32 protein-coding genes and 1 riboswitch are annotated in these 24,434 nt (G+C 39.4%); all 32 genes read right to left on the minus strand.

Translation table 11 applies throughout. From position 1 onward, the window contains the following. Nucleotides 1–9 precede the first annotated feature (9 nt). The 32 genes from BR73_RS0126375 to BR73_RS0126525 all read right to left on the minus strand — a co-directional run bounded on the left by BR73_RS0126375 (nucleotide 10) and on the right by BR73_RS0126525 (nucleotide 24,153). A complete protein-coding gene (locus BR73_RS0126375; protein ID WP_033168708.1) occupies nucleotides 10–654 on the minus strand; it encodes an adenylate kinase in 645 nt (214 codons plus the stop codon). Between the two features lie 74 nt (nucleotides 655–728). Beyond that, nucleotides 729–2,057: a preprotein translocase subunit SecY gene (gene secY / locus BR73_RS0126380; RefSeq protein ID WP_033168709.1), complete on the minus strand. Its 1,329-nt coding sequence runs from the start codon at nucleotides 2,055–2,057 to the stop codon at nucleotides 729–731. A gap of 3 nt (nucleotides 2,058–2,060) precedes the next feature. After that, nucleotides 2,061–2,501 carry a 50S ribosomal protein L15 gene (gene rplO / locus BR73_RS0126385; protein ID WP_033168710.1) on the minus strand — a complete coding sequence of 147 codons (441 nt, stop codon included), beginning with the start codon at nucleotides 2,499–2,501 and terminating at the stop codon, nucleotides 2,061–2,063. Between the two features lie 28 nt (nucleotides 2,502–2,529). Continuing rightward, nucleotides 2,530–2,712: a 50S ribosomal protein L30 gene (rpmD, locus tag BR73_RS0126390; RefSeq protein WP_033168711.1), complete on the minus strand. Its 183-nt coding sequence runs from the start codon at nucleotides 2,710–2,712 to the stop codon at nucleotides 2,530–2,532. A gap of 12 nt (nucleotides 2,713–2,724) precedes the next feature. Continuing rightward, the gene (gene rpsE, locus BR73_RS0126395) at nucleotides 2,725–3,234 is read right to left on the minus strand and encodes a 30S ribosomal protein S5 (RefSeq protein ID WP_033168712.1); all 510 of its coding nucleotides are present in this window, start codon (nucleotides 3,232–3,234) and stop codon (nucleotides 2,725–2,727) included. A gap of 16 nt (nucleotides 3,235–3,250) precedes the next feature. After that, nucleotides 3,251–3,619: a 50S ribosomal protein L18 gene (gene rplR / locus BR73_RS0126400; RefSeq protein WP_033168713.1), complete on the minus strand. Its 369-nt coding sequence runs from the start codon at nucleotides 3,617–3,619 to the stop codon at nucleotides 3,251–3,253. A gap of 17 nt (nucleotides 3,620–3,636) precedes the next feature. Next, entirely contained in the window at nucleotides 3,637–4,179 is a 543-nt protein-coding gene (gene rplF, locus BR73_RS0126405; protein WP_033168714.1) for a 50S ribosomal protein L6, read from the minus strand. A gap of 144 nt (nucleotides 4,180–4,323) precedes the next feature. Continuing rightward, nucleotides 4,324–4,725, minus strand: a complete 402-nt coding sequence (gene rpsH, locus BR73_RS0126410) for a 30S ribosomal protein S8 (protein ID WP_033168715.1) — start codon at nucleotides 4,723–4,725, stop codon at nucleotides 4,324–4,326. A gap of 23 nt (nucleotides 4,726–4,748) precedes the next feature. Continuing rightward, nucleotides 4,749–4,934 carry a type Z 30S ribosomal protein S14 gene (locus BR73_RS0126415; protein ID WP_033168716.1) on the minus strand — a complete coding sequence of 62 codons (186 nt, stop codon included), beginning with the start codon at nucleotides 4,932–4,934 and terminating at the stop codon, nucleotides 4,749–4,751. Between the two features lie 15 nt (nucleotides 4,935–4,949). After that, a complete protein-coding gene (gene rplE / locus BR73_RS0126420; RefSeq protein WP_033168717.1) occupies nucleotides 4,950–5,489 on the minus strand; it encodes a 50S ribosomal protein L5 in 540 nt (179 codons plus the stop codon). 24 nt (nucleotides 5,490–5,513) lie between these two features. Beyond that, a complete protein-coding gene (gene rplX / locus BR73_RS0126425; RefSeq protein WP_081848889.1) occupies nucleotides 5,514–5,825 on the minus strand; it encodes a 50S ribosomal protein L24 in 312 nt (103 codons plus the stop codon). Nucleotides 5,826–5,845: 20 nt separating this feature from the next. After that, nucleotides 5,846–6,214, minus strand: a complete 369-nt coding sequence (gene rplN, locus BR73_RS0126430) for a 50S ribosomal protein L14 (protein ID WP_033168719.1) — start codon at nucleotides 6,212–6,214, stop codon at nucleotides 5,846–5,848. A gap of 24 nt (nucleotides 6,215–6,238) precedes the next feature. Further along, nucleotides 6,239–6,526 carry a 30S ribosomal protein S17 gene (gene rpsQ / locus BR73_RS0126435; RefSeq protein ID WP_035297925.1) on the minus strand — a complete coding sequence of 96 codons (288 nt, stop codon included), beginning with the start codon at nucleotides 6,524–6,526 and terminating at the stop codon, nucleotides 6,239–6,241. 143 nt (nucleotides 6,527–6,669) lie between these two features. Further along, entirely contained in the window at nucleotides 6,670–6,879 is a 210-nt protein-coding gene (gene rpmC, locus BR73_RS0126440) for a 50S ribosomal protein L29 (protein ID WP_033168720.1), read from the minus strand. Next, nucleotides 6,869–7,306: a 50S ribosomal protein L16 gene (rplP, locus tag BR73_RS0126445; RefSeq protein WP_035297894.1), complete on the minus strand. Its 438-nt coding sequence runs from the start codon at nucleotides 7,304–7,306 to the stop codon at nucleotides 6,869–6,871. The genes rpmC and rplP overlap by 11 nt, the downstream gene beginning before the upstream one ends. Then, nucleotides 7,306–7,962 carry a 30S ribosomal protein S3 gene (gene rpsC / locus BR73_RS0126450; protein ID WP_033168721.1) on the minus strand — a complete coding sequence of 219 codons (657 nt, stop codon included), beginning with the start codon at nucleotides 7,960–7,962 and terminating at the stop codon, nucleotides 7,306–7,308. Before rpsC ends, rplP begins: the two co-directional genes overlap by 1 nt. Nucleotides 7,963–7,973: 11 nt before the next feature. Continuing rightward, nucleotides 7,974–8,360, minus strand: coding sequence for a 50S ribosomal protein L22 (rplV, locus tag BR73_RS0126455; protein WP_033168722.1), 387 nt, complete (start codon nucleotides 8,358–8,360; stop codon nucleotides 7,974–7,976). A gap of 31 nt (nucleotides 8,361–8,391) precedes the next feature. Continuing rightward, nucleotides 8,392–8,670, minus strand: coding sequence for a 30S ribosomal protein S19 (gene rpsS / locus BR73_RS0126460; protein ID WP_033168723.1), 279 nt, complete (start codon nucleotides 8,668–8,670; stop codon nucleotides 8,392–8,394). A gap of 17 nt (nucleotides 8,671–8,687) precedes the next feature. Further along, the gene (gene rplB, locus BR73_RS0126465) at nucleotides 8,688–9,530 is read right to left on the minus strand and encodes a 50S ribosomal protein L2 (RefSeq protein WP_033168724.1); all 843 of its coding nucleotides are present in this window, start codon (nucleotides 9,528–9,530) and stop codon (nucleotides 8,688–8,690) included. Between the two features lie 74 nt (nucleotides 9,531–9,604). Next, a complete protein-coding gene (gene rplW, locus BR73_RS0126470) occupies nucleotides 9,605–9,904 on the minus strand; it encodes a 50S ribosomal protein L23 (protein ID WP_033168725.1) in 300 nt (99 codons plus the stop codon). Continuing rightward, nucleotides 9,904–10,524: a 50S ribosomal protein L4 gene (gene rplD / locus BR73_RS0126475; protein ID WP_033168726.1), complete on the minus strand. Its 621-nt coding sequence runs from the start codon at nucleotides 10,522–10,524 to the stop codon at nucleotides 9,904–9,906. The genes rplW and rplD overlap by 1 nt, the downstream gene beginning before the upstream one ends. 27 nt (nucleotides 10,525–10,551) lie before the next feature. Beyond that, the gene (gene rplC / locus BR73_RS0126480) at nucleotides 10,552–11,184 is read right to left on the minus strand and encodes a 50S ribosomal protein L3 (protein ID WP_033168727.1); all 633 of its coding nucleotides are present in this window, start codon (nucleotides 11,182–11,184) and stop codon (nucleotides 10,552–10,554) included. 166 nt (nucleotides 11,185–11,350) lie between these two features. Then, the gene (rpsJ, locus tag BR73_RS0126485) at nucleotides 11,351–11,668 is read right to left on the minus strand and encodes a 30S ribosomal protein S10 (protein WP_033168728.1); all 318 of its coding nucleotides are present in this window, start codon (nucleotides 11,666–11,668) and stop codon (nucleotides 11,351–11,353) included. 467 nt (nucleotides 11,669–12,135) lie between these two features. Next, nucleotides 12,136–12,945 (minus strand): transglutaminase-like domain-containing protein, encoded by an 810-nt coding sequence (locus tag BR73_RS0126490; protein WP_051685606.1) that lies wholly within the window; start codon nucleotides 12,943–12,945, stop codon nucleotides 12,136–12,138. A gap of 13 nt (nucleotides 12,946–12,958) precedes the next feature. Next, a riboswitch (cyclic di-GMP riboswitch) is annotated at nucleotides 12,959–13,049 on the minus strand. Nucleotides 13,050–13,310: 261 nt separating this feature from the next. Further along, nucleotides 13,311–16,556, minus strand: a complete 3,246-nt coding sequence (locus tag BR73_RS0126495) for a SpaA isopeptide-forming pilin-related protein (protein ID WP_033168729.1) — start codon at nucleotides 16,554–16,556, stop codon at nucleotides 13,311–13,313. After that, nucleotides 16,537–17,502, minus strand: a complete 966-nt coding sequence (locus BR73_RS0126500; RefSeq protein WP_033167671.1) for a collagen binding domain-containing protein — start codon at nucleotides 17,500–17,502, stop codon at nucleotides 16,537–16,539. The genes BR73_RS0126495 and BR73_RS0126500 overlap by 20 nt, the downstream gene beginning before the upstream one ends. Before the next feature lie 272 nt (nucleotides 17,503–17,774). After that, nucleotides 17,775–19,187 carry a group II intron reverse transcriptase/maturase gene (ltrA, locus tag BR73_RS0126505; RefSeq protein ID WP_033164476.1) on the minus strand — a complete coding sequence of 471 codons (1,413 nt, stop codon included), beginning with the start codon at nucleotides 19,185–19,187 and terminating at the stop codon, nucleotides 17,775–17,777. 583 nt (nucleotides 19,188–19,770) lie between these two features. Then, nucleotides 19,771–21,051: a group II intron reverse transcriptase/maturase gene (ltrA, locus tag BR73_RS0126510; RefSeq protein WP_035297454.1), complete on the minus strand. Its 1,281-nt coding sequence runs from the start codon at nucleotides 21,049–21,051 to the stop codon at nucleotides 19,771–19,773. 559 nt (nucleotides 21,052–21,610) lie between these two features. Further along, nucleotides 21,611–22,564 carry a response regulator gene (locus BR73_RS0126515; protein ID WP_033168730.1) on the minus strand — a complete coding sequence of 318 codons (954 nt, stop codon included), beginning with the start codon at nucleotides 22,562–22,564 and terminating at the stop codon, nucleotides 21,611–21,613. After that, nucleotides 22,489–22,728: a hypothetical protein gene (locus tag BR73_RS29005; RefSeq protein ID WP_156034967.1), complete on the minus strand. Its 240-nt coding sequence runs from the start codon at nucleotides 22,726–22,728 to the stop codon at nucleotides 22,489–22,491. The genes BR73_RS0126515 and BR73_RS29005 overlap by 76 nt, the downstream gene beginning before the upstream one ends. A gap of 293 nt (nucleotides 22,729–23,021) precedes the next feature. Next, nucleotides 23,022–23,201, minus strand: coding sequence for a hypothetical protein (locus BR73_RS29720; RefSeq protein ID WP_033168731.1), 180 nt, complete (start codon nucleotides 23,199–23,201; stop codon nucleotides 23,022–23,024). Between the two features lie 637 nt (nucleotides 23,202–23,838). Then, the gene (locus tag BR73_RS0126525) at nucleotides 23,839–24,153 is read right to left on the minus strand and encodes an ATP-binding protein (protein ID WP_033168732.1); all 315 of its coding nucleotides are present in this window, start codon (nucleotides 24,151–24,153) and stop codon (nucleotides 23,839–23,841) included. Between the last annotated feature and the right edge of the window lie 281 nt (nucleotides 24,154–24,434).

Raw genomic sequence — 24,434 nt, forward strand, 5'->3', positions numbered from 1 at the left:
TTTATATTTTTACTTTCCAAGGACTTCTAAGATATCTTCGAAAGTATCAGTCATATTCTTTCTTCCGTCAACTTCTTTTAAGATTCCCTGCTTGGTGTAATAATCAATTAAAGGCTGTGTCTGATTATGATATATCTCAAGACGCTTTAATACGGTCTCAGGCTTATCATCCTCTCTTAATACGATCTCGCTGCCGCAAGTATCGCAGATACCCTCTACTTTGGTAGGAATGGTAACAACATGATAAGTAGCACCACAGTTTAAGCAAGCTCTTCTGCCGGACATTCTACTAACGATATCACTGTCAGGTACTTCTACATTAACAGCAAAATCTACCTTCTCATCGATTGCTTTTAAAGCATTATCCAGTGCTTCTGCCTGTGGAATAGTTCTGGGGAAACCATCAAGAATATATCCCTTCTCGCAGTCTGCCTGCTTGATTCGGTCAACTACAAGATCAACTACAAGTTCGTCGGGTACTAAAAGTCCCTGATCCATGTAGCCTTTGGCTTTCTTTCCAAGCTCTGTACCATTTTTGATATTTGCTCTGAAAATATCGCCTGTTGATATATGAGGAATAGTAAATTTCTCAGCAAGTCTCTTAGCCTGTGTTCCTTTACCTGCGCCAGGTGCGCCTAACATAATAATCTTCATTTTTGTAAACTCCCTTCGAAAAGCAATCTGCAAATGGCGGGGCTGTGCCCCGCCTGCAGTTTATCTGTATTTTATTAATCATTTAAGAATCCCTTGTAATGACGTACTAACATCTGGGATTCAATCTGCTTCATGGTCTCAAGAACAACACCAACGATAATGATGATAGATGTTCCACCAAAGGTTACCTGTGCATTGAAGCTTCCTGAGAAGAAAATGGGAACTACAGACACAATAGTTAAACCAATTGCACCGATTAAAATAACGTTATTTACTACTTTTGTAAGGTATTCCGCTGTGGGCTTACCGGGACGAATACCCGGAATAAAACCACCCTGCTTCTTCATATTGTTGGATACTTCAAGTGGATTGAAAGTAATTGAAGTATAGAAGTAAGCGAAGAAGATAATTAAAACGATGTAAATAAGCAAGCCAAGAGTGTATTTGAACTCACCTAAGCTTTTAAAGTTACACCAGTTATTCTGATTTAATAAGTATAATACCTTAGGCCAGAAATATGCTCTTGCCGGATGTACATCAAAGAAAGATGATACAACGATAGGGAACTGCATAATAGATCCAGCGAAAATTACTGGAATTACACCTGCAGTATTAACTTTTAAAGGAATATGAGAGGATTGTCCACCTATCATTTTTCTGCCTTGTACTTTTTTTGCATACTGAACAGGGATTTTTCTCTGTCCGCTCTGCAGTAAAACTACAAATACAATTACAAATACTGTAACCAGAACAATAATAACAGTTCCAAGGATACCATTGATAACACTGGAAGCACCTGTTACGAATGTTCTGAAAAGATTAGTAAAATCACTAGGTAATTTGGCTACGATATTGACTAAAAGGATTATTGAGATACCATTTCCAACGCCTTTTTCTGTAATTCTCTCACCTAACCACATAAGGAAGGTAGATCCTGCAGTTAAAGCTGCAACAACGATTACTACATTAGTAAAAGTTAATCCACCGATTAATAAACCTGAATTACCAAAACCGATAGCCATAGCAACAGATTCAACCAGTGCTAAGACAACTGTCAGGTAACGTGTAAATTCAGCAATCTTCTTTCTTCCGTCTTCTCCGTCTTTTTGCATTTCCTCTAACTTAGGAATCGCAATTGTAAGGAGCTGCATTATGATTGAGGATGTAATATAAGGTGTAATATTCAGAGCAAATATTGACATCTGAGTAAAAGAACCACCAGTTAAAGTATCAAAGAAACCTAAAGAAGTCTGGCCCGAAACCCATTGGGCGAAATACTCCCTGTTTATTTCTGGTACAGGGAGCTGAGAGCCAAGTCTTACGATAATTAATGCAATAAAAGTAAACACTAACTTATTTCTTATATCTTTAATCTTAAAAGCATTTCGGATTGTTTTAAACATCTCCTAAATCACCTCAGCATTTCCACCAAGAGCTTTAATTTTCTCTGCAGCAGATTCGCTGAATGCAGATACTTTTACGTCAAGCTTCTTAGTAAGTTCTCCATTTCCTAGGATCTTAACACCATCTCTGGGGTTCTTAACGATACCAGTCTCGATTAAAGTCGCGATAGTAACTACAGAACCATCTTCAAAAACATTCAGTCTGTCTACGTTGATTGCTACGATTTCTTTTGTATTTCTGTTTGTAAAACCTCTCTTAGGTAAGGTTCTGATAAAAGGAGTCTGACCACCTTCGAAACCTACTCTGGGTGCGCCGGAACGTGCCTTCTGTCCTTTATGTCCTTTACCTGCAGTTTTACCATTACCTGAACCATGTCCACGGCCTTTTCTGAAATTTCCGCTTTGCTTGGAGCCTTCTGCCGGTCTTAATTCTGATAAATTCATCTAGTACACCTCCTTACTTTCTTGGGAATTATATCTCTTCTACCTTTACTAAATGTCTTACCTGATCAACCATACCTCTAACACATTCATTGTTGGGTAATTCTACCGTTTTGTGGAGCTTTCTAAGGCCTAATGCTTCCACTGTCTTTTTATGCTTAGGGATAGAACTGATTGTAGACTTTACTAAAGTTACTTTTAATTTCTCTGCCATCTTGGGCACCTCCTAGCCTAACAACTCTTCTACAGTGATACCACGGAGTTTAGCCACTTCCTCAGGAGTTCTTAAGTGACTTAATCCTTCGATTGTTGCCAAAACTACGTTCTGCTTGTTATTGGAACCAAGTGATTTTGTACGAATATTCTTAAAACCAGCAAGCTCAAGAACGTTACGTGCAGGACCACCAGCAATAATTCCGGTACCTTCTGGTGAACGCTTTAAGAGTACTGTAGCGCCGCCGAATTTTCCTGTATAGTCATGAGGAACACTTCCGTTTTCATCAATAGGGAATGAGATTAATTTCTTCTTGGCATCTTCAATTCCTTTACGGATAGCTTCAGGTATTTCTGTTGCTTTTCCAAGACCTGCTCCGACATGGCCGTTTTTATCACCAACTACTACTAAAGCTGTAAAGCGGAAGTTACGTCCACCTTTTACTACTTTCGTAACACGTTTAATGGATACTACTTTTTCTACTAACTCCAGTTGATCAACATCAACGATTGTACGTTTCATGTGTTTCCCTCCTCGCTTAGAATTCCAGACCAGCTTCTCTTGCTGCTTCTGCTAATGCTTTAACTTTACCCTGATATATGAAACCGCCTCTATCAAAGACAACAGCTTTAATGCCTTTTTCAACTGCTTTCTTTGCAATAACAGTTCCTAAATATGCTGCTGCAGCTACGTCATTTGTCTTTTCAAGTTCAGCCTTAACATCCTTTTGAAGGGTGGAAGCTGATACTAAAGTAGTACCTACGGTATCGTCAATGATCTGAGCGTACATATGGGTATTACTTCTAAACACAGCAAGACGCGGTCTTTCAGGAGTTCCGGAAAAACGATTACGTAATTTTCTATGTTTATTTACACGAACTTTGGATCTTGCTTCTTTACTAACCATTTTTATTTCACCTCCAATTATTTCTTACCAGTCTTACCAACTTTACGTCTAATAACTTCATCAGCATATTTAATACCTTTACCTTTGTAAGGTTCAGGTCTTCTCTTATCTCTGATTTCAGCAGCGTATTGTCCGACTTTTTCTTTATCTATACCTTTAACTGTAATCTTGTTCTGTCCTTCTAATACTGACTCAATACCTTCAGGATCAACCATAACTACGGGATGTGAATATCCAAGTGTTAAAGTTAATTCTTTTCCGGATTTAGCAGCTCTGTAACCAACACCGTTTACTTCAAGTACTTTCTCATATCCGGCAGTTACACCAGTTACCATATTGTTAACCAGTGTTCTTGTAAGACCATGTAAAGATTTCATTTTCTTTAAGTCATTAGGTCTTGTTACGATAATCTCAGAACCTTCAAGTTTAATATCCATTTCAGCGGGTAACACTCTTTCCAGTGTTCCCTTAGGACCTTTTACAGTCACTTTATTATTTTCTGCTATATCAACGGTTACACCAGCTGGTACAGCGATAGGCATTCTTCCTATACGTGACATGCCCGCACCTCCTATAATTTTATTACTTCTTGACTGACCTCCTGTTTCATCAGGATATTACAGCAGGAAGTATATTTATTGTTGACATAATTTTTCCCCGCTTTGTCAGCAAAACGGGTAAAAGGGGGTAGTTTATTCAGCTGATTACCAAACAAATGCCAGTACTTCGCCGCCTACATTTAATTTTCTTGCTTCCTTATCGGTTACAACACCTTTATTGGTGGAGATGATTGCAACACCAAGTCCTCCAAGTACCTTAGGAAGTTCCTCGGTATTAGCATAAACGCGAAGTCCGGGTTTGGAAATTCTCTTAAGACCAGTAATGATTTTAACATTTTTATCTTTACCATATTTTAATGTAACATGGATGTTTTTGAAACCATCTACTTCTTCAATATCATACTTTCTGATATAACCTTCTTTTAAAAGGATATCAGCTATCGCTACCTTCATTTTAGAAGCAGGGATATCTACTGTATCATGTTTTGCAGTGTTGGCATTGCGGATTCTTGTAAGCATATCTGCAATAGGATCGCTCATTGTCATGTTGTTTGCCTCCTTCCTTTTAATTACCAGCTTGCTTTCTTAACGCCTGGTATTTGTCCTTTATATGCTAATTCACGGAAGCAGATTCTGCAAACTCCGTATTTTCTTAAATAACCATGTGGACGGCCACAGATTCTGCAGCGATTGTACTCCCTGGTGGAAAACTTCTGGGTACGTTGCTGCTTAATTTTCATAGACGTTTTAGCCATGAAATTCCCTCCTAACTATTTTTTGAATGGCATACCGAATAATGTCAATAATTCACGAGCTTCTTCATCAGTCTTGGCAGTAGTAACGAAAATAATGTCCATACCTCTGACTTTGTCAATTTTATCATATTCGATTTCAGGGAAAATAACCTGTTCTTTAATACCGAGAGCATAGTTTCCTCTTCCGTCAAATGAGTTTGCGCTTACACCTCTAAAGTCACGAACGCGAGGGAGTGCAAGGTTAATAAGACGATCAGCGAACTCATACATCTTATCTCCTCTTAAGGTAACTTTGCAACCGATAGGCATGCCTTCTCTGAGTTTAAAGTTAGCTACGGATTTCTTAGCTTTGGTTACAACAGCTTTCTGTCCAGCGATTGTTTCCATATCTTTAATGGCAGCATCTAAAAGCTTGGAGTTTTCCTTTGCTTCGCCGACACCCATATTAATAACGATCTTGTTTAATTTGGGTACTTCCAGTGTGTTTTTGTAACCGAATTTCTTTTCCATTCCAGCTACGATTTCGTTCAAATATTGTTCTTTTAATCTAGTCAACTTATGGGACCTCCTCTCTTAGAATTAGTCAATAACGTCGCCATTTACTTTAGCGATACGTACTTTTTTGGAACCTTTTTTACCTTCAACTGTAGTAAATCCGATTCTTGTAGTCTTTCCCTTGTGAACGTACATTACGTTAGAAGCATCGATAGGAGCCTCCTGATGTACGATTCCGCCCTTGGGATTAGCCTGATTAGCTTTTGCATGTTTTGTAATCATGTTTACGCCTTCAACCAGTACTTTTCCGTCTACAACAGCAACTACTTTACCTTCTTTGCCTTTATCTTTACCGGTGATAACTTTCACGTTATCTCCCTTTTTGATTTTTAACATTGACACAGGTTTCCACCTCCTTATAGTACTTCTGGTGCTAATGAAACGATCTTCATGAACTGTTTTTCTCTTAACTCCCTGGCAACAGGTCCGAAGATACGTGTTCCTTTGGGATTTTTGTCTTCTTTTATGATAACAGCTGCGTTCTCATCAAATTTGATGTAGGAACCGTCTTTACGACGAGCACCTTTTACACTACGAACAACAACAGCTTTTACAACGTCACCTTTTTTTACAACACCGCCTGGTGTTGCATCTTTAACGCTGGCAACAATAACATCGCCGATGTTAGCGTATCTTCTTGTTGATCCGCCAAGTACCCTGATGCAGAGTAATTCTTTTGCACCGGTATTATCAGCAACTCTAAGTCTTGATTCCTGTTGTATCATGACCTTACTCCTTTCAGAATCGCATTATTTAGCTTTTTCAATAATTTCAACAAGTCTCCATCTCTTATCCTTGGATAAAGGTCTTGTTTCCATAACTTTAACTCTATCTCCAATACCGCACTCATTGTTCTCATCATGAGCCTTTAACTTATAAGTTCTCTTTACGATCTTGTTGTATAAAGGATGTTTAACGTGATCAATTACAGCTACGGTGATTGTTTTGTCCATTTTATCACTTACTACCTTACCGGTACGAACTTTTCTCAGATTTCTTTCCACAACAATTCTCCTTTCCCAATAACACCCGCGCATACCGCCAGCTCGCTTGCAGTACTGCTTAGATAAAAAGTGAAATTTGGTTTTAATTTTCACACCCATTGAAAACTTTTTTCACATCTAGCAAAATTTTTCTTTATTTTCACATAACCTCTGGGAGCATTGATATCATATTTATATTAGTTGGATGCTTTTGCTTTTTCAGAAATAACTGTCTGGATTCTAGCAATATTCTTTCTTACATCTTTGATACGGCTTGTATTATCCAGCTGGTTTGTTGCGTTCTGGAACCTTAAGTTGAAAAGTTCCTTTTTAGCAGCTACTAATTCGTCGTTCAGCTCACTTGCTGTTTTTACTTTTAAATCTTCTAAATATTTACTAGTTTTCACTGCCCGCACCTCCTTCTAAATCTGCGCGAGAAACTATTTTGCACTTAACGGGAAGTTTGTGCATTGCAAGTCTTAAAGCTTCTCTTGCGGTTTCTTCCGGAACACCTGCGATTTCAAACATAACGCGGCCCGGTTTTACAACAGCTACCCAGTACTCTAAAGATCCTTTACCGGAACCCATTCGAGTTTCAGCAGGTTTAGTTGTTACTGGCTTATCGGGGAATATTTTAATCCAAACTTTACCGCCACGCTTGATGTAACGTGTCATCGCGATACGGGCTGCTTCGATTTGGTTTGATTTAATCCAAGCTGGTTCTAATGATACCAGACCAAATTCGCCGTTAGAGATAGTATTACCTCTTGTTGCCTTTCCTGCCATGGAGCCACGGAACTGTTTACGGCGTTTTACTCTTTTTGGCATTAACATTATTTATCGCTCCCTTCCTTTTTTGCCTTTGTGGGAAGTACTTCACCCTGATAAATCCAAACTTTAACGCCTAATTTACCATAGGTTGTGTCTGCTTCTGCAAATCCATAGTCAATATCCGCACGTAATGTCTGTAACGGAATAGTTCCTTCACTGTAGAATTCTGTACGAGCCATATCAGCACCGCCAAGACGACCAGCAACAGCAGCTTTGATACCCTTAGCTCCTGATTTCATGGTTCTTGCCATTGTAGATTTCATAGCTCTTCTGAAAGATATACGGTTCTCAAGCTGAGCAGCAATGTTCTCAGCTACTAACTGAGCATTTAAATCCGGTTTCTTGATTTCTTTGATGTCAACCATCAGTTTTTTAGTTGTGAACTTCTGGATTTCAAGTTTTAATTTCTCGATTTCCTGTCCACCTTTACCAATAACCACACCGGGTTTAGCAGTAAAGATAATAACCTTTAAACGATCAGAAGCACGCTCGATTTCAATTTTTGAAATACCCGCACTGTATAATTTCTTTTTCAGATATGTTCTGATATTGTAGTCTTCTACTAAGTTATCTGCAAAATCAGCTTCTGCATACCATCTTGAATCCCAGTCATGTATAACTCCGACTCTTAAACCATGAGGATTAACTTTCTGTCCCATTATTGCCCTCCTTATCTTTCATTTAGTACAACAGTGATGTGGCTTAATCTCTTTAAGATTCTGTAAGCTCTTCCCTGTGCCCTAGGTCTGATTCTTTTCATTGTAGGAGCCTGGTTTGCGTAGCACTCCTGAATATATAACTTGCTCACGTCCATATTGTTGTTATTCTCTGCGTTAGCAATTGCTGATTTTAAAACTTTATCTATTACAGTTGAAGCATATCTGGGATTATAAGCTAAAATACCAAGAGCTGTTTCAACATCTTTACCGCGAATGGCGTCTAAAACGAAACAAGCTTTCTGAACGGATACTCTTGCATAAGAAACCTTTGCTCTCGGTCTTGTATCCTTCTTCTCATTTCTTTCTCTCTTTATCTGGGATCTATGTCCTTTCGCCATGGATGAAACCTCCTTTCAATTCCAAGTTACTTTATCTCTTTGTCTTCTTTTCGTCTTTTCCGTGTCCTCTATAAGTTCTGGTTGCAACAAATTCACCTAACTTGTGGCCAACCATATCTTCTGTAACGTATACAGGCACATGTCTTCTACCATCATGTACTGCAATGGTAAGTCCAAGCATCTGAGGGAAAATCGTAGAACGACGTGACCATGTCTTAATTACAGATTTATCGCCTGTTTTAATTACAGCATCAACTTTTTTCAGTAAATGCTCATCAGCGAAGGGTCCTTTTTTTAATGAACGAGCCATAGGTTTAACCTCCTTATTTATTTAACAGTTTTACCGTCTCTTCTTCTTACAATCATCTTGTTAGACTGTTTATTGTTCTTTCTGGTCTTTAAGCCAAGAGCAGGTTTACCCCAAGGCGTAACAGGACCCGGACGACCAATACCAGTTCTACCTTCACCACCACCGTGAGGATGGTCGTTAGGATTCATTACGGATCCGCGGACTGTAGGTCTGATACCCATATGACGTTTACGTCCGGCTTTACCGATGTTAATTAACTCATGATCAATGTTTCCTACCTGTCCGATGGTTGCACGGCAGATGATAGGAACTAATCTCATTTCACCGGAGGGAAGACGAAGTGTTGCATATTTGCCTTCTTTTGCCATTAACTGTGCAGAGTTACCTGCTGAACGAACTAACTGGCCGCCTTTACCGGGATATAACTCAATATTGTGAATCTGTGTACCAACAGGAATATTCTGAAGAGGTAAGCAGTTTCCTACTCTGATCTCTGCTGTCTCACCATTCATCAGTGTTGTTCCAACCTGTAATCCGTTAGGAGCAAGGATGTAGGATTTCTCACCGTCAGCATAGCAGATTAATGCAATGTTTGCTGTTCTGTTAGGATCATATTCGATAGTCAGGACCTTTGCAGGTACTCCGTCTTTTCTTCTCTTAAAATCCACTAATCTATATTTTTTTCTAGAGCCGCCGCCCTGATGTCTTACTGTAATTTTTCCCTGATTGTTACGACCTGCATTTTTGTTTAAGGAAACAACTAAGGATTTCTCAGGTGTAGATGTTGTAATTTCTGAAAAATCAGATGAGGTCATATGTCTTCTGGAAGGTGTATATGGGTTAAACTTTTTAATTCCCATCTTTTGCACTCCTTTCGAGCATTTATTTTATTCTGTTATCGGCGAATAAACACCATAATCTGTTGCTTTGTTTCTTACAGTCCGGAGAAAATCTCGATTTCAGGGCTGTCAGCAGTTAACTGAACGATAGCCTTCTTAACCTTGGATGTCTTACCGGAAGTATTTCCACGTCTGCGGTTCTTTCCATCAAGGTTCATAGTGTTAACACTAACAACCTTTGTTCCTGCGAACATTTTCTCAACCGCTTCTTTTATCTGATTCTTTGTAGCGCTGGGAGCTACAGAGAAAGTGTATTTCTTTTCGGACATAGAGTTCATGCTCTTTTCCGTTATGATCGGTTTTAAAATCACATCATAAAATTTTAAATCAGCCATTATGCGTACACCTCCTCGATTTTTGCCACCGCATCCTTGGTGAGTACCAGTGTATCATACTTTAAGATATCATATACATTGATGGTTCCAGGAATTGCTGTAAGCACAGTGGGGATATTTCTTGCAGAGAGAACTACTTTCTCATCCTTCTCGCCAAGAACTACCAGTGCTTTATTTACCTTTAAGTTATCAAGAACCTTAACGAATTCTTTGGTCTTGATTCCGCTGAATGTTAATTCATCTAATACTACGATCTTCTTCTCTTCTACTCTGGAAGTTAAAGCAGATTTAAGAGCAAGCTGCTTCTCTTTCTTGTTCATTTTGAAGGAATAATCTCTGGGCTTGGGAGCGAATACGATACCGCCGCCCTTCCACTGAGGTGATCTTGTTGAACCCTGTCTTGCATGACCGGTTCCCTTCTGTCTCCAGGGTTTTCTTCCGCCACCGCTTACTTCTGCACGGGTTTTGGCGCTCTGTGTACCCTGACGTTTATTAGCCAGCTGTTGAACAACTGCCATATGAACTAAATGATCGTTAACTTCTACTCCGAAGACTGCATCGTTAAGTTCGATAGAACCAACTTCTTTGCCTTCCATATTATAAACAGATACGTTTGCCATCTGTGTCGTCCTCCTTTCTCAAAGCTTCTAGTTTGCCTTTACGGTATTCTTTAACATTACTAAAGATTTCTTAGGTCCGGGTACGGCACCTTTTACTAAAATAATGTTCTTGTCAGCATCAATTTTAACAATTTCCAAATTCTGAACTGTTACTTTTACATGACCCATATGTCCAGGCATGTGCTTACCCTTGAATACACGTCCGGGTGTTGTAGCAGCACCGTTGGAACCGGCATGTCTGTGGAATTTGGAACCGTGAGCCATAGGTCCTCTGGACTGACCATATCTCTTGATTGCGCCTTGGAATCCCTTACCTTTTGATTTAGCAGTAGCATCAATCTTGTCACCTTCTGCGAAGATGTCAGCTTTGATTTCTTGTCCTACTGTGTAATCAGCAGCATTCTCAAACTTGAACTCTTTAAGATGTTTTTTGTTTGCAACACCTGCTTTTGCAAAGTGTCCTTTTCTAGGCTTATTTACTAATACTTCACGGATGTCGCCGTATCCAACCTGAACAGCTGCATATCCGTCATTTTCAACTGTTTTAACCTGTGTTACCACGCAAGGTCCTGCCTGTAATACAGTAACGGGAATAAGGCTTCCGTTTTCATTGAAAATCTGAGTCATTCCGACTTTTGTAGCTAATATTGCTTTTTTCATTTCTTGCACCTCCTGTTTAATCTACAGCGGATTACACCATGTAACTGCCGCACCTTGTGCAACGTACTACGTGCAATCATCCTAGATGGTCTACCTTGGTGCAGGTTCCCTGAACCTTTCCCTATATATAAACCCTAAAGGATTTTTCATTACTTCTGTTGTTTGATTACTTTGTTTTCATCTTGATGTCGATGTACACACCGGCAGGCATTTCTAATCTTGATAAAGAATCTACCGTTTTCTGTGTAGGTGTGATGATATCGATTAATCTCTTGTGAGTTCTCTGCTCGAACTGCTCTCTTGAATCCTTGTATTTGTGTACCGCTCTAAGAATTGTAACTACTTCCTTCTTAGTAGGTAGGGGTACGGGTCCACTCACCTTTGATCCTGTCTTTTTTACAGTCTCGATGATTTTCGCAGCTGACTGATCGATTAACTGATGATCATACGCTTTCAATGTAATCCTCATTACTTGACTTGCCATAAAAAAAGTCGCCTCCTTTTCGCACTTAATAGCAGTACGACAAGCGGTGACTGTACACTGGGCCGTGTGTGTCCCGTTCATAAGGTCCTTAAAAGGCTCACTAAAATTAGGAAGCCGATCCCTTAAGGGTAACTCACACGAATCTGCTCGGAATCGCAGAATCTTAATTTGTACAGTGACTTGTCGCCAGTTTCATAACTTGACATTCGCTCCACGGAAAACCTACATATGTATGTAGCAACCTCACGTTTCTACGCTATCAATGTCACAGCAGTACTAATTATACTATAGTAAAATCAATAATGCAAGCGGTTTTTTTAGATTTTTTTATTTTTTTACAACAATTTATACAGATATTTTTTTCCAATAAAAAAGAGTATCTGCAAATAGGGGTAATTTATCCACAGTACTCTTTTTCAATATATTATTATAGGAAGAAAGAACAAACTTTTTTTAATCAATACCTGTTAATATTGTCTGTCAGCTGAATAATGACCGGCATCTTTTGAAAGGGCACTGATAGTCTTTGCTGCAGTTCCGGCATCGAGGGTTGTATCTACGAGGATCCAGGATTTCTTATCACTTAAATATACCTGATTCCAGGAATGATACTCTGTTACATCTGATGAGGTTCCCATTAACACTTTAACGGGTACTCCAACGCTTCTTAACATAGAGGCGAACAATACGGAATAGTCATAGCAGATTCCAAGCTTTGTTTTAAATATATCATTTACAGAAGGGATATAACCAGCTTCTACCGTACGGGCTTTCTTGGTGTCATACTTAACATTCTTAACTATGTAATTATAAACTGCCAGTACTTTTTCTGAATCAGTTTTAGCATTCTCTGTTAGTTTCTCTGCTTTTGCAACTGCCTTCATATCTGACTGCCAGTTAACCACAGCATTGCTCTGAAGATAAATTGATTTACCGTTATCAGTAATGTATTCTACAGTTTCCTCCGCTGCCTTACGATATTTATTACCTTCAACATTAAGAAGGATTTCGATTGTATAGCTTCCGTTTCCGGATTGAAGAGGCAGCCTCATTCCGTCTTTCAGATCATATATGTATTGAGTGCCTTTTTTTATTACTCTTACTTTGGCTAGACTCTCAGCATCTGTTTTGTAGTTTACTGTTACGATTCCTTTTTCTAATTCACTTTTATCAAGAAAAGAATCAGCGGCCTGTGCAGTAATGGAATATCCTGCTGCACTTATTAAAAATACTGCTATTAATACGAACAACATACTTTTTCTTAAAAAATTATACACAAAAAACTCCCCTTTCGGTAACTGGCTGCCAGCTTATGCTCTGCATAAGTTAAGGCCCTCTAGCTTTGCGTCACCAGCTTTCACTGGTTTTGCCTTTATCGGTGGAAAGCACCGAGCATCTACAAGTTTCAAAATAAATATTTTGTAGAAATATGACGTATATCTTATGACGACATTATAACACAGGCTGTTATAATTTGGTATAGTAAATTTGACTAGATTTTATATTTCCTTTCAGCACATAGATATACAGGATGTTTTATTATTCTAACTTATTAGAATTTCCTATAAAAAAATAAATGCCACTGATTGAGACAACTATTTCTGCTTCAATCAATGGCATTGTTTATTACTATTTGGAGTTCTTATTCAATTTCTTCTTTTTTCTTACCTCTTATAAATGCGATACCACCAGCCGCAATACCAATTAATGCAACGGGTAATAGACCAATAGGAAACTCCTCTCCAGTCTTAGGAACTTTAACTCCTTTTTCAGGGTCTTCCGGTTCAGAATCTCCCGTGACACCGCCTCGGGGAATTTCATTTACATCAATCTCTATGAGTACTTCCTCTTCCGTTCCGTCGGGATGCTCTATTACTATTGTAAATTCGTCTTTCCCTGTAAAGTCCTTATCCGGTATATAACTCCAATTTCCATCTTTATCAACGGTAGCTTTTCCGTTGTCGGGTTTCTTCGTTATAGTAGGTTTGCCACCGTCAGGTACTTTTACCGTCCCACCCTTTGGTGTGTTTTCCGGGGTGATTTCAATAACTGGTTCCCTGGTTGGCGTTGGCTCGGGATTGATCGTTGGGGTTGGCGTATTAGTAGGTGCCGGTGTCACACTCGGTGTTGGTGTAGGAGTTGGTGTCTGTGTAGGCGTCGGAGTTGGTGTACCTGGCTGTCCGGGTGTAATAATAATAGGATCAGGTATGTATAGCTGGTTTTCCACTTCAACAGTAAATACAATACTGGTATTGTCTATCATTATTGTATTTGTCCTGGCATCCAATATATACCCCTGAGGAGCTTTCGTCTCCTTCACCAGATACTTTCCGAACTTAAGCCCGGTAAGCACTGCTGTTCCGTCGTTTCCGGTCTTAAGGGTTTCTGTGGTACCATCCGGAGCTGTTACTGTGAACTCTGCGCCTTCCAGTAATTTTGTTTTATCACTTCTGTCCAGCTTGCGAATAATCAGCGTTCTGAGGATATCATTTTCTATTGTTACTGGTATCTGCAAAGGAGAACCAACCTTTATCTGTATATCTGTTTCATTGGCAGTTGGCATTATATACCCTTCCGGAGCATTGATTTCTATCAGTTTATAATTACCAAGCAGCAGATTGGGGATAATAGCAATTCCATTATCATCCGTCATAATGTTGTCAGCTACCTTTTTACCGTCTTTCCATAACTCAAATTCCGCATTTTTTAACACAGTTCCTTCATCTTCTGCATCAACCTTTATAATCTTGATGGAACGGTAGATTTCATTACCAATGGAAGGCAGTATCGTATCATAATCCGTATCATGGGTTATCTCAATGAAGGTAAAAGGATTGTCGGGGAGTTTATAGCCTTCTGGTGCTTTGGTCTCAACCAGTCTGTAGCTGCCGACCTTCAGTCCTGATATTATAATCTCACCTTTGCTGTCTGTCGTATAAGTACCAATAAGTACATTGTCTGCATCATAAAGCTTGAATTCTGCTCCTTCAAGCGTCTTATCAGGTTCTTCTGAATCAACTTTGATAATTTTAATTGTCTTAAGAGATGCATTTTTAATAACTTTTGTAATTATATTGTCCAGGCTGCCATCGGAGGATTTATCAGCCGCTGCATCTATTACTATAGTAGTTTCTGTATCTTTGGGCAGCTGATAACCAGCCGGCGCGGTTATTTCTACTAATTTGTAAGTTCCATTTACAAGGCCCGGAATCGTTAATATTCCATTGCTGTCACTGGAGTAGGTATCACCGATTTGCTGGTTAGCGGAATCATAAAGCTTGAATACAGCTCCTGATAATTTCTTAGAACTGTCTTCCTTATCCTCCTTTACTACTTTTAATGACTTTTTGCTTTCATTATTAATAACTTTTGTAATTATATTGTCCTGGCTGCCATCGGAGGATTGATCAGCGGCTGCATCTATTACTATTGTAGTTTCTGTATCCGGAGGCAGCTGATAACCATCCGGTGCAGTTATTTCAACTAATTTGTAGGTACCGTTTACAAGTCCGGGAATCACTAATATTCCATTGCTGTCACTGGAGTAGGTATCACCGATTTGCTGATTAGCAGAATCATACAGCTTAAATACAGCTCCGGACAGCTTCTTTGAACTCACATCCTTATCCTCTTTAACTACCTTTAAGGACTTCTTGCTTTCGTTTTTGATTGTAAAGACCAACGGATTCACAGTCTCAGATTTAATTTCAATAACTTCTGATTCTACCTCTATGGGTAACTGATAACCGTTTGGTGCCGCTGTTTCTATTAGCTTGTAATTTCCATATTCCAATCCGTTAAACAGCAGCTCTCCATTTATACTGGTTGTTTTTTCCTCTATAACAGTTTCTGTACTGTCAGACTCAACCTTTACTAGTTTGAATTTGGCCCCTCCCAGCTTCTTGCCGCTTTGATCCAAATCTACCTTAACTACCTTGATTCCTTTTTTCGCTTCATTAATAATGTCTTTTACGACGTTTTTATTTGTGGAGTTGACCGTTATTTCATATTCCGTATCGTTTGAATAATACCCCCCGGGGGCTGTCAGTTCCCTTAAATAATAGGTTCTGTAGGATAAGCCCTGATAAACAAGGATGCCGTTAGTCGTCTGCTGGCTGCTGCCGCTGATAACGGTCTTTGTACCATTCAGGTAATAATAAAGCTCAAATTCGGCATTTGAAGAAGTTATGAGAGCTCCCGTATCCTTATCCCTTTTATTAATGGTTATCTTTCCTTTATTGGTGGTTCCTCCGCCTGTACCAAAGGCTGTCTGAGTAACTGTGAAGCCTGAACCATTATTGGCACTGCTGGTCTTTGACACTCCTGTTCCTGTCAGTTTCGCGGAATTTTTGATTACTCCGGTTTTAGCAGTTACTACCGTCTTATACTCTATTTCGTACTTGGAAGTTATCGTACCGTTAAAGATAACCGTTAGGTTCCATTCTCCGGCACTGCTGCCTGCTACACTGATTAAGGTATACTCACCGGAGGCAGGATCTACGATTTCTCTCGTTCCGGTGTTTATATTGGTGATTTTATACACTTTAAGGCTGTCATTTAAATATACATGACCACTGCTAATAACGTCAGTAAATATTGCATTCTGTACTTCTGAAAGACTCTTATTCAGGGCCACTTTCCAGTTAATTTCATCATCCGGGTATACCTTCATATTAGAATCTACATCTGTTGCCGCTTTCTCAACAAAATTATTGTAATCCGGATATGAAACCTTCGCTTCATATGATGCAGATGAGGCACCCTTTATTACAGTAGCCTTATTGCCGTAGTTCGCTTTAGAAAGTCCATCTACCTTCGTTGTATACTCGATAACATAAGGATCTTGAGGATTTTTCGTAATGGTAACCTTAAATCCAAGCGTTGTCAAGCTCTGTCTCTCCGTTATATAATACGGCATTATTTGTATATGAGGTCTGTGCATAGCTTGTAATTTTTGTTTTGTATACTATACGGTACGCTTTCCCTTTTATTTGCCCCAACGACACAGAAAATCCATTTTCTTCAATTACCGGTGTCACCGGACTTTCTGCACCGGGAGTCAAGTCCCCGTAATATCCTACAGAAAGCGGATATATTTTAACGCTGTCTTCTATCAGCTGAAGGCCTGCCGGTATGGTATCCTTAAATATTGCATTGTCAATATCCTCAAGAGCGGTGTTCACATCAACCGTCCAGGTAACTTCTTTGGCATTAAGAGCTTCATGGGTTTCAGTTTTTGTTATAAGATCGGTCCCGCTTGCAGGCTTAACGGTCAAGCTGAAATTCAAACTCTCCATATACTCAAACTGAACAAGCTGAGTAGTATCTTCTTCAAATTTCGTAAGATCAAACTTAAGCATGATTCCTACTGTTCCGCTTCTTTCTTCCTCATAATCTCCGCCGTCCTGCAGTACTTCGTTAAATTGCAGTTTAAGATATCCCGTATCCTTATCAAAGAGGAAGGTACCTATCACCGTATAGCCATCTGAGGCGATTAAATTACCGGATGCAGTTGCAATGGGCTTAAATACATCTGGAATCTTAACCTGGGCATAATCACCGCTTAGCAATTCCTTTTCATCTGGAATTTTCCAGTAAAACATTAATCCCACTTCAGTACTCTCCGTAATTTCCAACGGTTTATCCAGAGGCAGCAAATCCTCAGGATTGGCAGTCTTGGTCATTACCACCTGGGTAAATATATTTCCCAGATCCGGATTATGTTCTGCCTTTACGTTACCTAACCCAAATCCCTGAAGGGGTATATTGGATATAAGACTTAAAATCAAGATTACAACTAAAAATTTCTTGATTTTCTGAAACATATTCTTCATTCATTTCCTCCTTATTTCTTTGCTTTTTATAGTTTTGGAATTAAATTCTTTCTCATCACCTACTTTTTCTCTAAAGATTATTACCTTATGTATTGATGCTTAATTTCTTATCTCTTTATGGAATATGGTAAAAGTGTTATAACCTCCATCTTATGTAAAATAAATTATAACTTTTCATTCTGAACAAATTCTAATCGGGTAGGAGGTAGATAATTATTTTATCTACCGACCTCCCACACCACCGTACGTACGGTTCCGTATACGGCGGTTCTTTAGTTTTCATAAACTATCAGATAATAGTCAAGCATGGATGTATATCCTAGCTTGGCTATTATTTTATTAGAAAATATCTGGTTCAGCACTTGCGCCATGCGCCAGTACCCTTTTCTACTACAGGCAAGTTCTTTGGCTCTCCAATGCTCACATCCTATGGCTCTAAGCATTCTGTACTTTGTCTTGATTTTCTTCCACTGTTTCCAATAGACCGCTCGTATTCTGCGTCTAGCCCATTCATCTATGCCTTTTAGAAGATTCTTCATATCTGCGAGTTTAAAGTACTCTATCCATCCTCTCACAAACTGTTGGTATTTATCTTCTCTCGCTGTGTTGCTCATGCCATTGTTTCGGTCTGTCAGATTTCGTATTGCGTCTTTCATCTTTGTTACGGATTTCGGATGTACTCTAAATCTGCATTTACCTCTATATCTATAGAATGTATATCCAAGATATTTAACTTTACTGATGTGCGCGACTTGCGTTTTCTTCCTATTCACTTTCAGAAATAGCCTTTTCTCAATGAATGGTATGATGTTTTCCAAGGTTCTTTCTGCACTCTTTTTGCTTTTACAGAAAATCATGCAATCATCTGCGTATCGGACAAACCTATGTCCTCTGCTTTCAAGTTCCTTGTCCAACTCATTTAGCATGATATTACTTAGCAATGGACTTAATGGTCCACCTTGTGGCATGCCGACCTCTGTTTTCTTAAACACCCCTTTTGTTATCACTCCAGCATTGAGGTATTTATGTATCAAAGAGATAACTCTGCCATCTTTGATGGTTCTTCCCAATACCTCAATCAGCTTACTCTGGCATACGGTATCAAAGAACTTTTCCAAATCCATATCAACCACATATACGTAGCCTTCGTTTACATTCTTTTGGCATTGTTTCAGTGCATCATGTGCACCTTTTTTCGGCTGAAAACCAAAACTGTTTTCTGAGAACTGCTCCTCGTAGATAGGCGTTAGTTCTTGTATGATTGCTTGTTGGATAACTCGGTCAACCACGGTTGGAACTCCAAGCTTTCTGAACTCACCTTTTGTTTCTTTTGGTATTTCTACCCTTCGAACTGGGTTTGGCTTAAATCTGCCTCCCTTTATCTCTTGAATTAAGGTGTCTTGGTTTTCCTTTAAGTAGGGCAGAAGTTCATCCACCTGCATTCCATCCGTTCCACCTGCTCCTTTATTTGATTTCACTCGCTTATATGCCTTGTTGAGGTTATCTTTTCGCAAAATCAATTCCAAGAGATTATTCATCCAATAGTTTGTGATGATACCGCTCTTTTCAGTAATCTTCCCGTAGTCGAACACTTCTGCATCCTCTTTCTGTTCCGCAGATACCATTTGCAGATAGTCTTCCATATGAAGTTGTCTGTTCTTAAATCTACTATCAGTTACTTTCATTGCTTGTACCTCCTAAAGTTCAGTCCTTCCCATATCATTTGCAACTGAAATGGTACTATGACCTCGGCTGACTTCTCGTCATTCGTTGTTACTACAAGTTTCATACTCTGTTTTCACTTGCTGACGAGATCTCCCTGGGTACCACACGTTTCTTTCTCTCCATCCATCTGCCACATTTACTACAGTTAATTCCGAGTAGTTATTGGACTTTAACTTGTATTGCAGTCTTATCCTTAACTGTAGCCTGATGTGATTTCTGTTCGTCAGACCAGAGATTTGCCTCCACCTTCCTTCAGATTCGCAGTCACCCACGACACCCTTGGTCTTGGCTGTGTCTTTCCCACTACTAGGGCAGACTAGGGACTTTCACCCATTAGAAACGTGCGCCGCCAGGCGCACAACAAATAGTAATAGTAATCTATACTATTACTATTTTTCTTAGATTATAGCTGCTAAGAAAAATATAAATCCTCAGTCAATCACGTGTTTCATGAAATCGAGTAGGAGAAATTTCTCTTAACAGAGAAATTTCGACCTCTCACACCACCGTGCGTACCGTTCGGTACACGGCGGTTCAATCAACTTAACAAGTAACACACCTTTCGATGTAATAGTCCAACATTGAGATTAGTCCAAACTGGGCTAATCTCTCATTATTTATTGCTTGGCTTATATCTGAACTTCGACATACTCTTGCAAATCCCTTTGCATAAGAGGTTCGTCTTGCCGCCCATTTAGGTATTCCCAGTTTTATTAGATTCTTTGCTCTATTCTTTGGTGTTTTCCAGTGTTTCCATATGCACATGCGAAGCCTATATCTAATAGTTCCATCAAAATTCTTGCATAGTTTCTTCATACTACCGATTTTGAAGTAATTTATCCAACCTCGAATCAACTGATTTAGCTTCTCTATTTTGTGCTTATTGTTAACTCCCCAACTTCGGCAAGTAAATTTCTTCATTTTTGCCTTGAACTTTGCAACTGAACTAGCGTGTGGTTTAGCTTTATACTGTTTGGCAAATGTGTCATAGTAAAATCCAAATCCCAGATACTTTATTCCTTTTGGTTTATCCACCTTGCTCTTGCTAACATTTACCTTCAATCCAAGCTTCTCTTCTATGAACTTTGAAATGCTTTTCATTACTCTGCTAGCTGCCAGTTCGCTTCCGACCATAATAATACAGTCGTCTGCATATCTGACAAAATCCAATCCTCTTGATTCCATTTCCTTATCCAGTTCATTTAACATGATGTTTGCTAAAAGTGGTGAAATATTTCCACCTTGAGGTGTTCCTACAATAGAATCCTCGTATTCATCATCTATAATCACTCCGCTAACTAAGAACTTTCGAACTATCGAGATAACATCTCCATCTTTGATTGTTCTTCCTATTATTGTCATCAGCTTGTCATGATTTACTGTGTCAAAGAACTTTTCCAGGTCAATGTCCACTATCCAACTGTGCCCATCGTTCATCATTTCCAGCGCTGTAAGCACCGCCTGCTGGGCACAACGACTCGGTCTGAATCCGTAGCTGTGGTCATGAAACTGTTCCTCGAATATCGGAGTGAGTACCTGTGCTACTGCTTGTTGAACAAATCTGTCCGTTACTGTTGGTACTCCCAGTTTCCTGACTCCTCCTTCTGGTTTTGGTATCTCTACACGCCTTACTGGTTGCGGTTTATACTTTCGTGTCCGCAATTGTTCTTTAATTGTTTCGCCATTCTTCAAAAGGTATTCACCAAGTTCTGTGTACTCCATTCCGTCCACACCCTCTGCTCCTTTGTTTCGTATGACTTGCAGATACGCCTTATTGAGATTATCTTTGGCTAATATCTGCTCCATTAGACTATTTGTGTCCATGCGTTGTTTCCTTTCTGTCCCGTTCGTTTCCACCATCTTTGACGTCATCGACAGATGTTGTGTTTACTACAAGTCGGAACCTACTTCAACTGATTGATTGTTCGTCCCTTTGCTCCGTTTCCATTACAGAAACTTCCTCGCTACTACGGACTATGCTGACTTCTCACAGTTCGTTGTTACTCGGCAAATGATACCGCTGTGAGACCTCCCCGATTAAGGTGCGAGCTCTTTCCTCTCATCTATCCGCCACATTTACTCCTACTTCCAGCAACTTTTGGACTTCATCTTCTTTTGCAAACTTATCCGTATTTCAGAGCCTTATATGTGATTTCTGTCCGTCGGACCAAGAGTTTGCCTACAACTTCCTTCAGATTCCACCTCACGGTGGACACCCTTGTTGTTCAGCTATGTGCTTCCACGTTGCCTAGGCGCACTTGGGACTTTCACCCATTAGAGCCCGCCCATGGCGGGCAAACAAAAAGAGCAAAATATGTATTTCTACATACTCTGCTCTTGTAAAGGTTGATTGGACTTCTTTCAACTATTATATTGTGCTATTTTATCCTCTTTTTATATAATGCTGATATATCTCTATTACTTGCCGCGACGGCATTATCCCCAGTTCCTCCCGGACGGTGTTACTATAATGCTCGTATGCCTCAATTAATCCTTTGGTATTACCTATGCCGCCATAGTAATTTATTAACAAAACAACAAACCTTTCGTTATAAGCATCCATCTGTACCAATTTCAGTAAACATTTTTCAATAATTCCATTCTGTGATCTGGCTATATTATTATTTGTATAGCTCTGAAGACAATCCAAATAAGTATTTCTTAAATTCTGCTGCTCATAAATGCACCAATTATACTCATCCTGCTCAAACAGATCACCTTCATATATGGTTAAAAGCCGTTTTATATCCTCGGTGGTGGGAGCCGTTTTTTCAAGCAGGTACTTTAATTCTTCCAGATCACTTTTAAAGGGCAGCGTCAATACATAATGATCATTTATGTATTGTATTCCTTCCTCAAACCCCATCTCTTTCAAGGTCTTTCTTAATTGATAGACTGTAGTATGCAAGAGCGCGGCTCCTTTATCAGGTGCAACCTCCGGCCAGAGTTCCTCCAGAAGACGATGTTTATAGACCGGCTGCTCATTATTCAGCCAGAGAAAGCAGAACATTTCCTTCACCTTTTTTGTACGCCAGCGTACTGTGGTATCTCCCTCGCCAGTCTGTATTTGAAATGTCCCCAAAGAGCGTATGTATATGTCAGTAGTTTTGTCGTTTATATGAACTTTCTTTATTTCTTTTATCTTCATACTGGCTTCTATTTTCTGAACAGCTTTTTTCAACCGTTCCAGGGTAACGGGCTTTAATAAATAGTCTAGGGCATCCACTTCAAAAGCATCCACCGCATATTGAGCATAAGCTGTTACAAATATAACTGCCGGCTGCAGTTTTTTCTGGAGCAGTTCATGGGCAAACTGAAGTCCATGTAACCCTCCCATCTCAAGATCCAGAAAACAGCATCTGCCTCTATTACTGATAACTCTTCCAATGCCATAAAGGGATTCGTAAATTTTCCAACTACTTCGATTCCATCTATCTGCATTAATAATCTTTGTAAAACATCCAAAGCCAGTTCTTCATCATCTACCAATAATACTCTCATAGAATCTCCTGTACTAATCCAGCAATTTGTATTTTAATCCTTGTTAAAAACCTTATTTCAGATAAATGGTGATACAGGTGCCCGACTCCTCTGCACTTTTTATGGCTATATCAGCATCTTTCATCAGTTTTATCTTTTCGTAAGACGTTTGATAAACCTATTCGGTTATTCTTATCTGCCAGCAGCTCTTCCAACTTTTCCTTACTTATTCCCGCCCATTATCTCTGATTTCAATTACATTCAGACCGCCCGGTTCACGTCTTATATTGATTTCAACCGTAACTTTTCCGCTGCTATTCCTGATGCCATGGTGAACGGAATTTTTCCACTAACGGCTGGAGGGTCAAGGCCGGCAGCATAATATTAACAGTTTCATCTACAGCATAAACAATTTCAAGACGTTCATTATACCTCATCTTTTCTATAGAGAGATAGGCTTTTACCAGTTCAAGTTCTCTTTCCAGGGATATCATGGAATGTAGCTGTTAAAGTCCAACTTGGCACGAAAATAAGTAGACAGATGCTGCAAAGCCTCACAGGTCTTATCTGCATCCCGAAAGCTTAATCCTATTATGGTATTCAGGGTATTATATAAGAAATGGGCATTATCTGGGCATGAAGGTTCTGCATTTCCTGATTGATTGCTTCTCTGGCAGACTTCTTAACCAGAAGCAGGGTTTGGATACGTGCCTCTAATTCTTCCCAGGAATAAGGTCTTTTAAGAAAGTCATTTACTCTGAGGCAACTGCTTTTGCTTCTTTGAAGGACTTTCCTCGGTCAGTAATATAATAGGAAGTTCTGTCATAGTGTGGCGATGCCTTATCCGTTGCAGACATCAAGAGTGCTACATCGTTATACTTTGATCCAATATTAAAAGGTCTGCTTTTCCGTTTAAAGCATATTCCATAGCTTTTGTATGAGAATCAATTAATACCAAGGTATATTAGAGACTGGTTAACCGCTTCAGCTCTCTAAGACTCTCCTGGTCCCTTACCGCCCGCAAGAATTATCTCTTCCTTAAGGCCTTTGAAGCTTCCTTATATTCTGTTCACATGTACTCTTATGTCTGGCGGAGGCCTGTTTTTTCCATCTATGGACTCCATAGAAGACTTACTGTCTTTTTACTATATGGTCAGCTTCACCAAGAGGAAGACTGAAGGTAAAACAGGCTCCTTTACCAGGTTCTGATATCACCCATATCTTACCTCCCTGCATTTCCACAAGATTTTTGGCAATACTCAGCCCAAGTCCAAGTCCGTTTAGGTTCTCATTGCCTCTTTCTTTCCTTGGTAAAAGGGAATAAAAATAATGTCTTTTTGTCTTTCTCAATTCCTGTTCCAGTATCTTTAACTGATAAAAAAGCGGCATTACCATGTACCACAGCTGTAACAGTAATTTCTCCTTCTTCTGTAAACTTAACGGCATTCTGCAGAAGATGATAGAATATCTGCCTCAGTTTCGTTTTGTCTGCTCTTAGGTTCGGTAAATCAATCGGTATTGTTGTATATAAGCTTCAGATTCTTCTCATGCACCAGATATTCATAATCTTCAACAATACCGATAAGAACTTTATAGTCTATATCTTCTGTGTTAATTACAATTTCCTGGTTTCTCCCCTGAAGCCTCCAAAAGCTCCTCCAGGATGGTGAAAATATGCTTCCCCTCTCTATTTATTTCCACAACTTTCTGTTGTTGATGCAGATTTA

It is taken from the genome of Clostridium sp. KNHs205 (assembly GCF_000702945.1).
GTDB lineage: Bacteria > Bacillota > Clostridia > Lachnospirales > Lachnospiraceae > Anaerocolumna.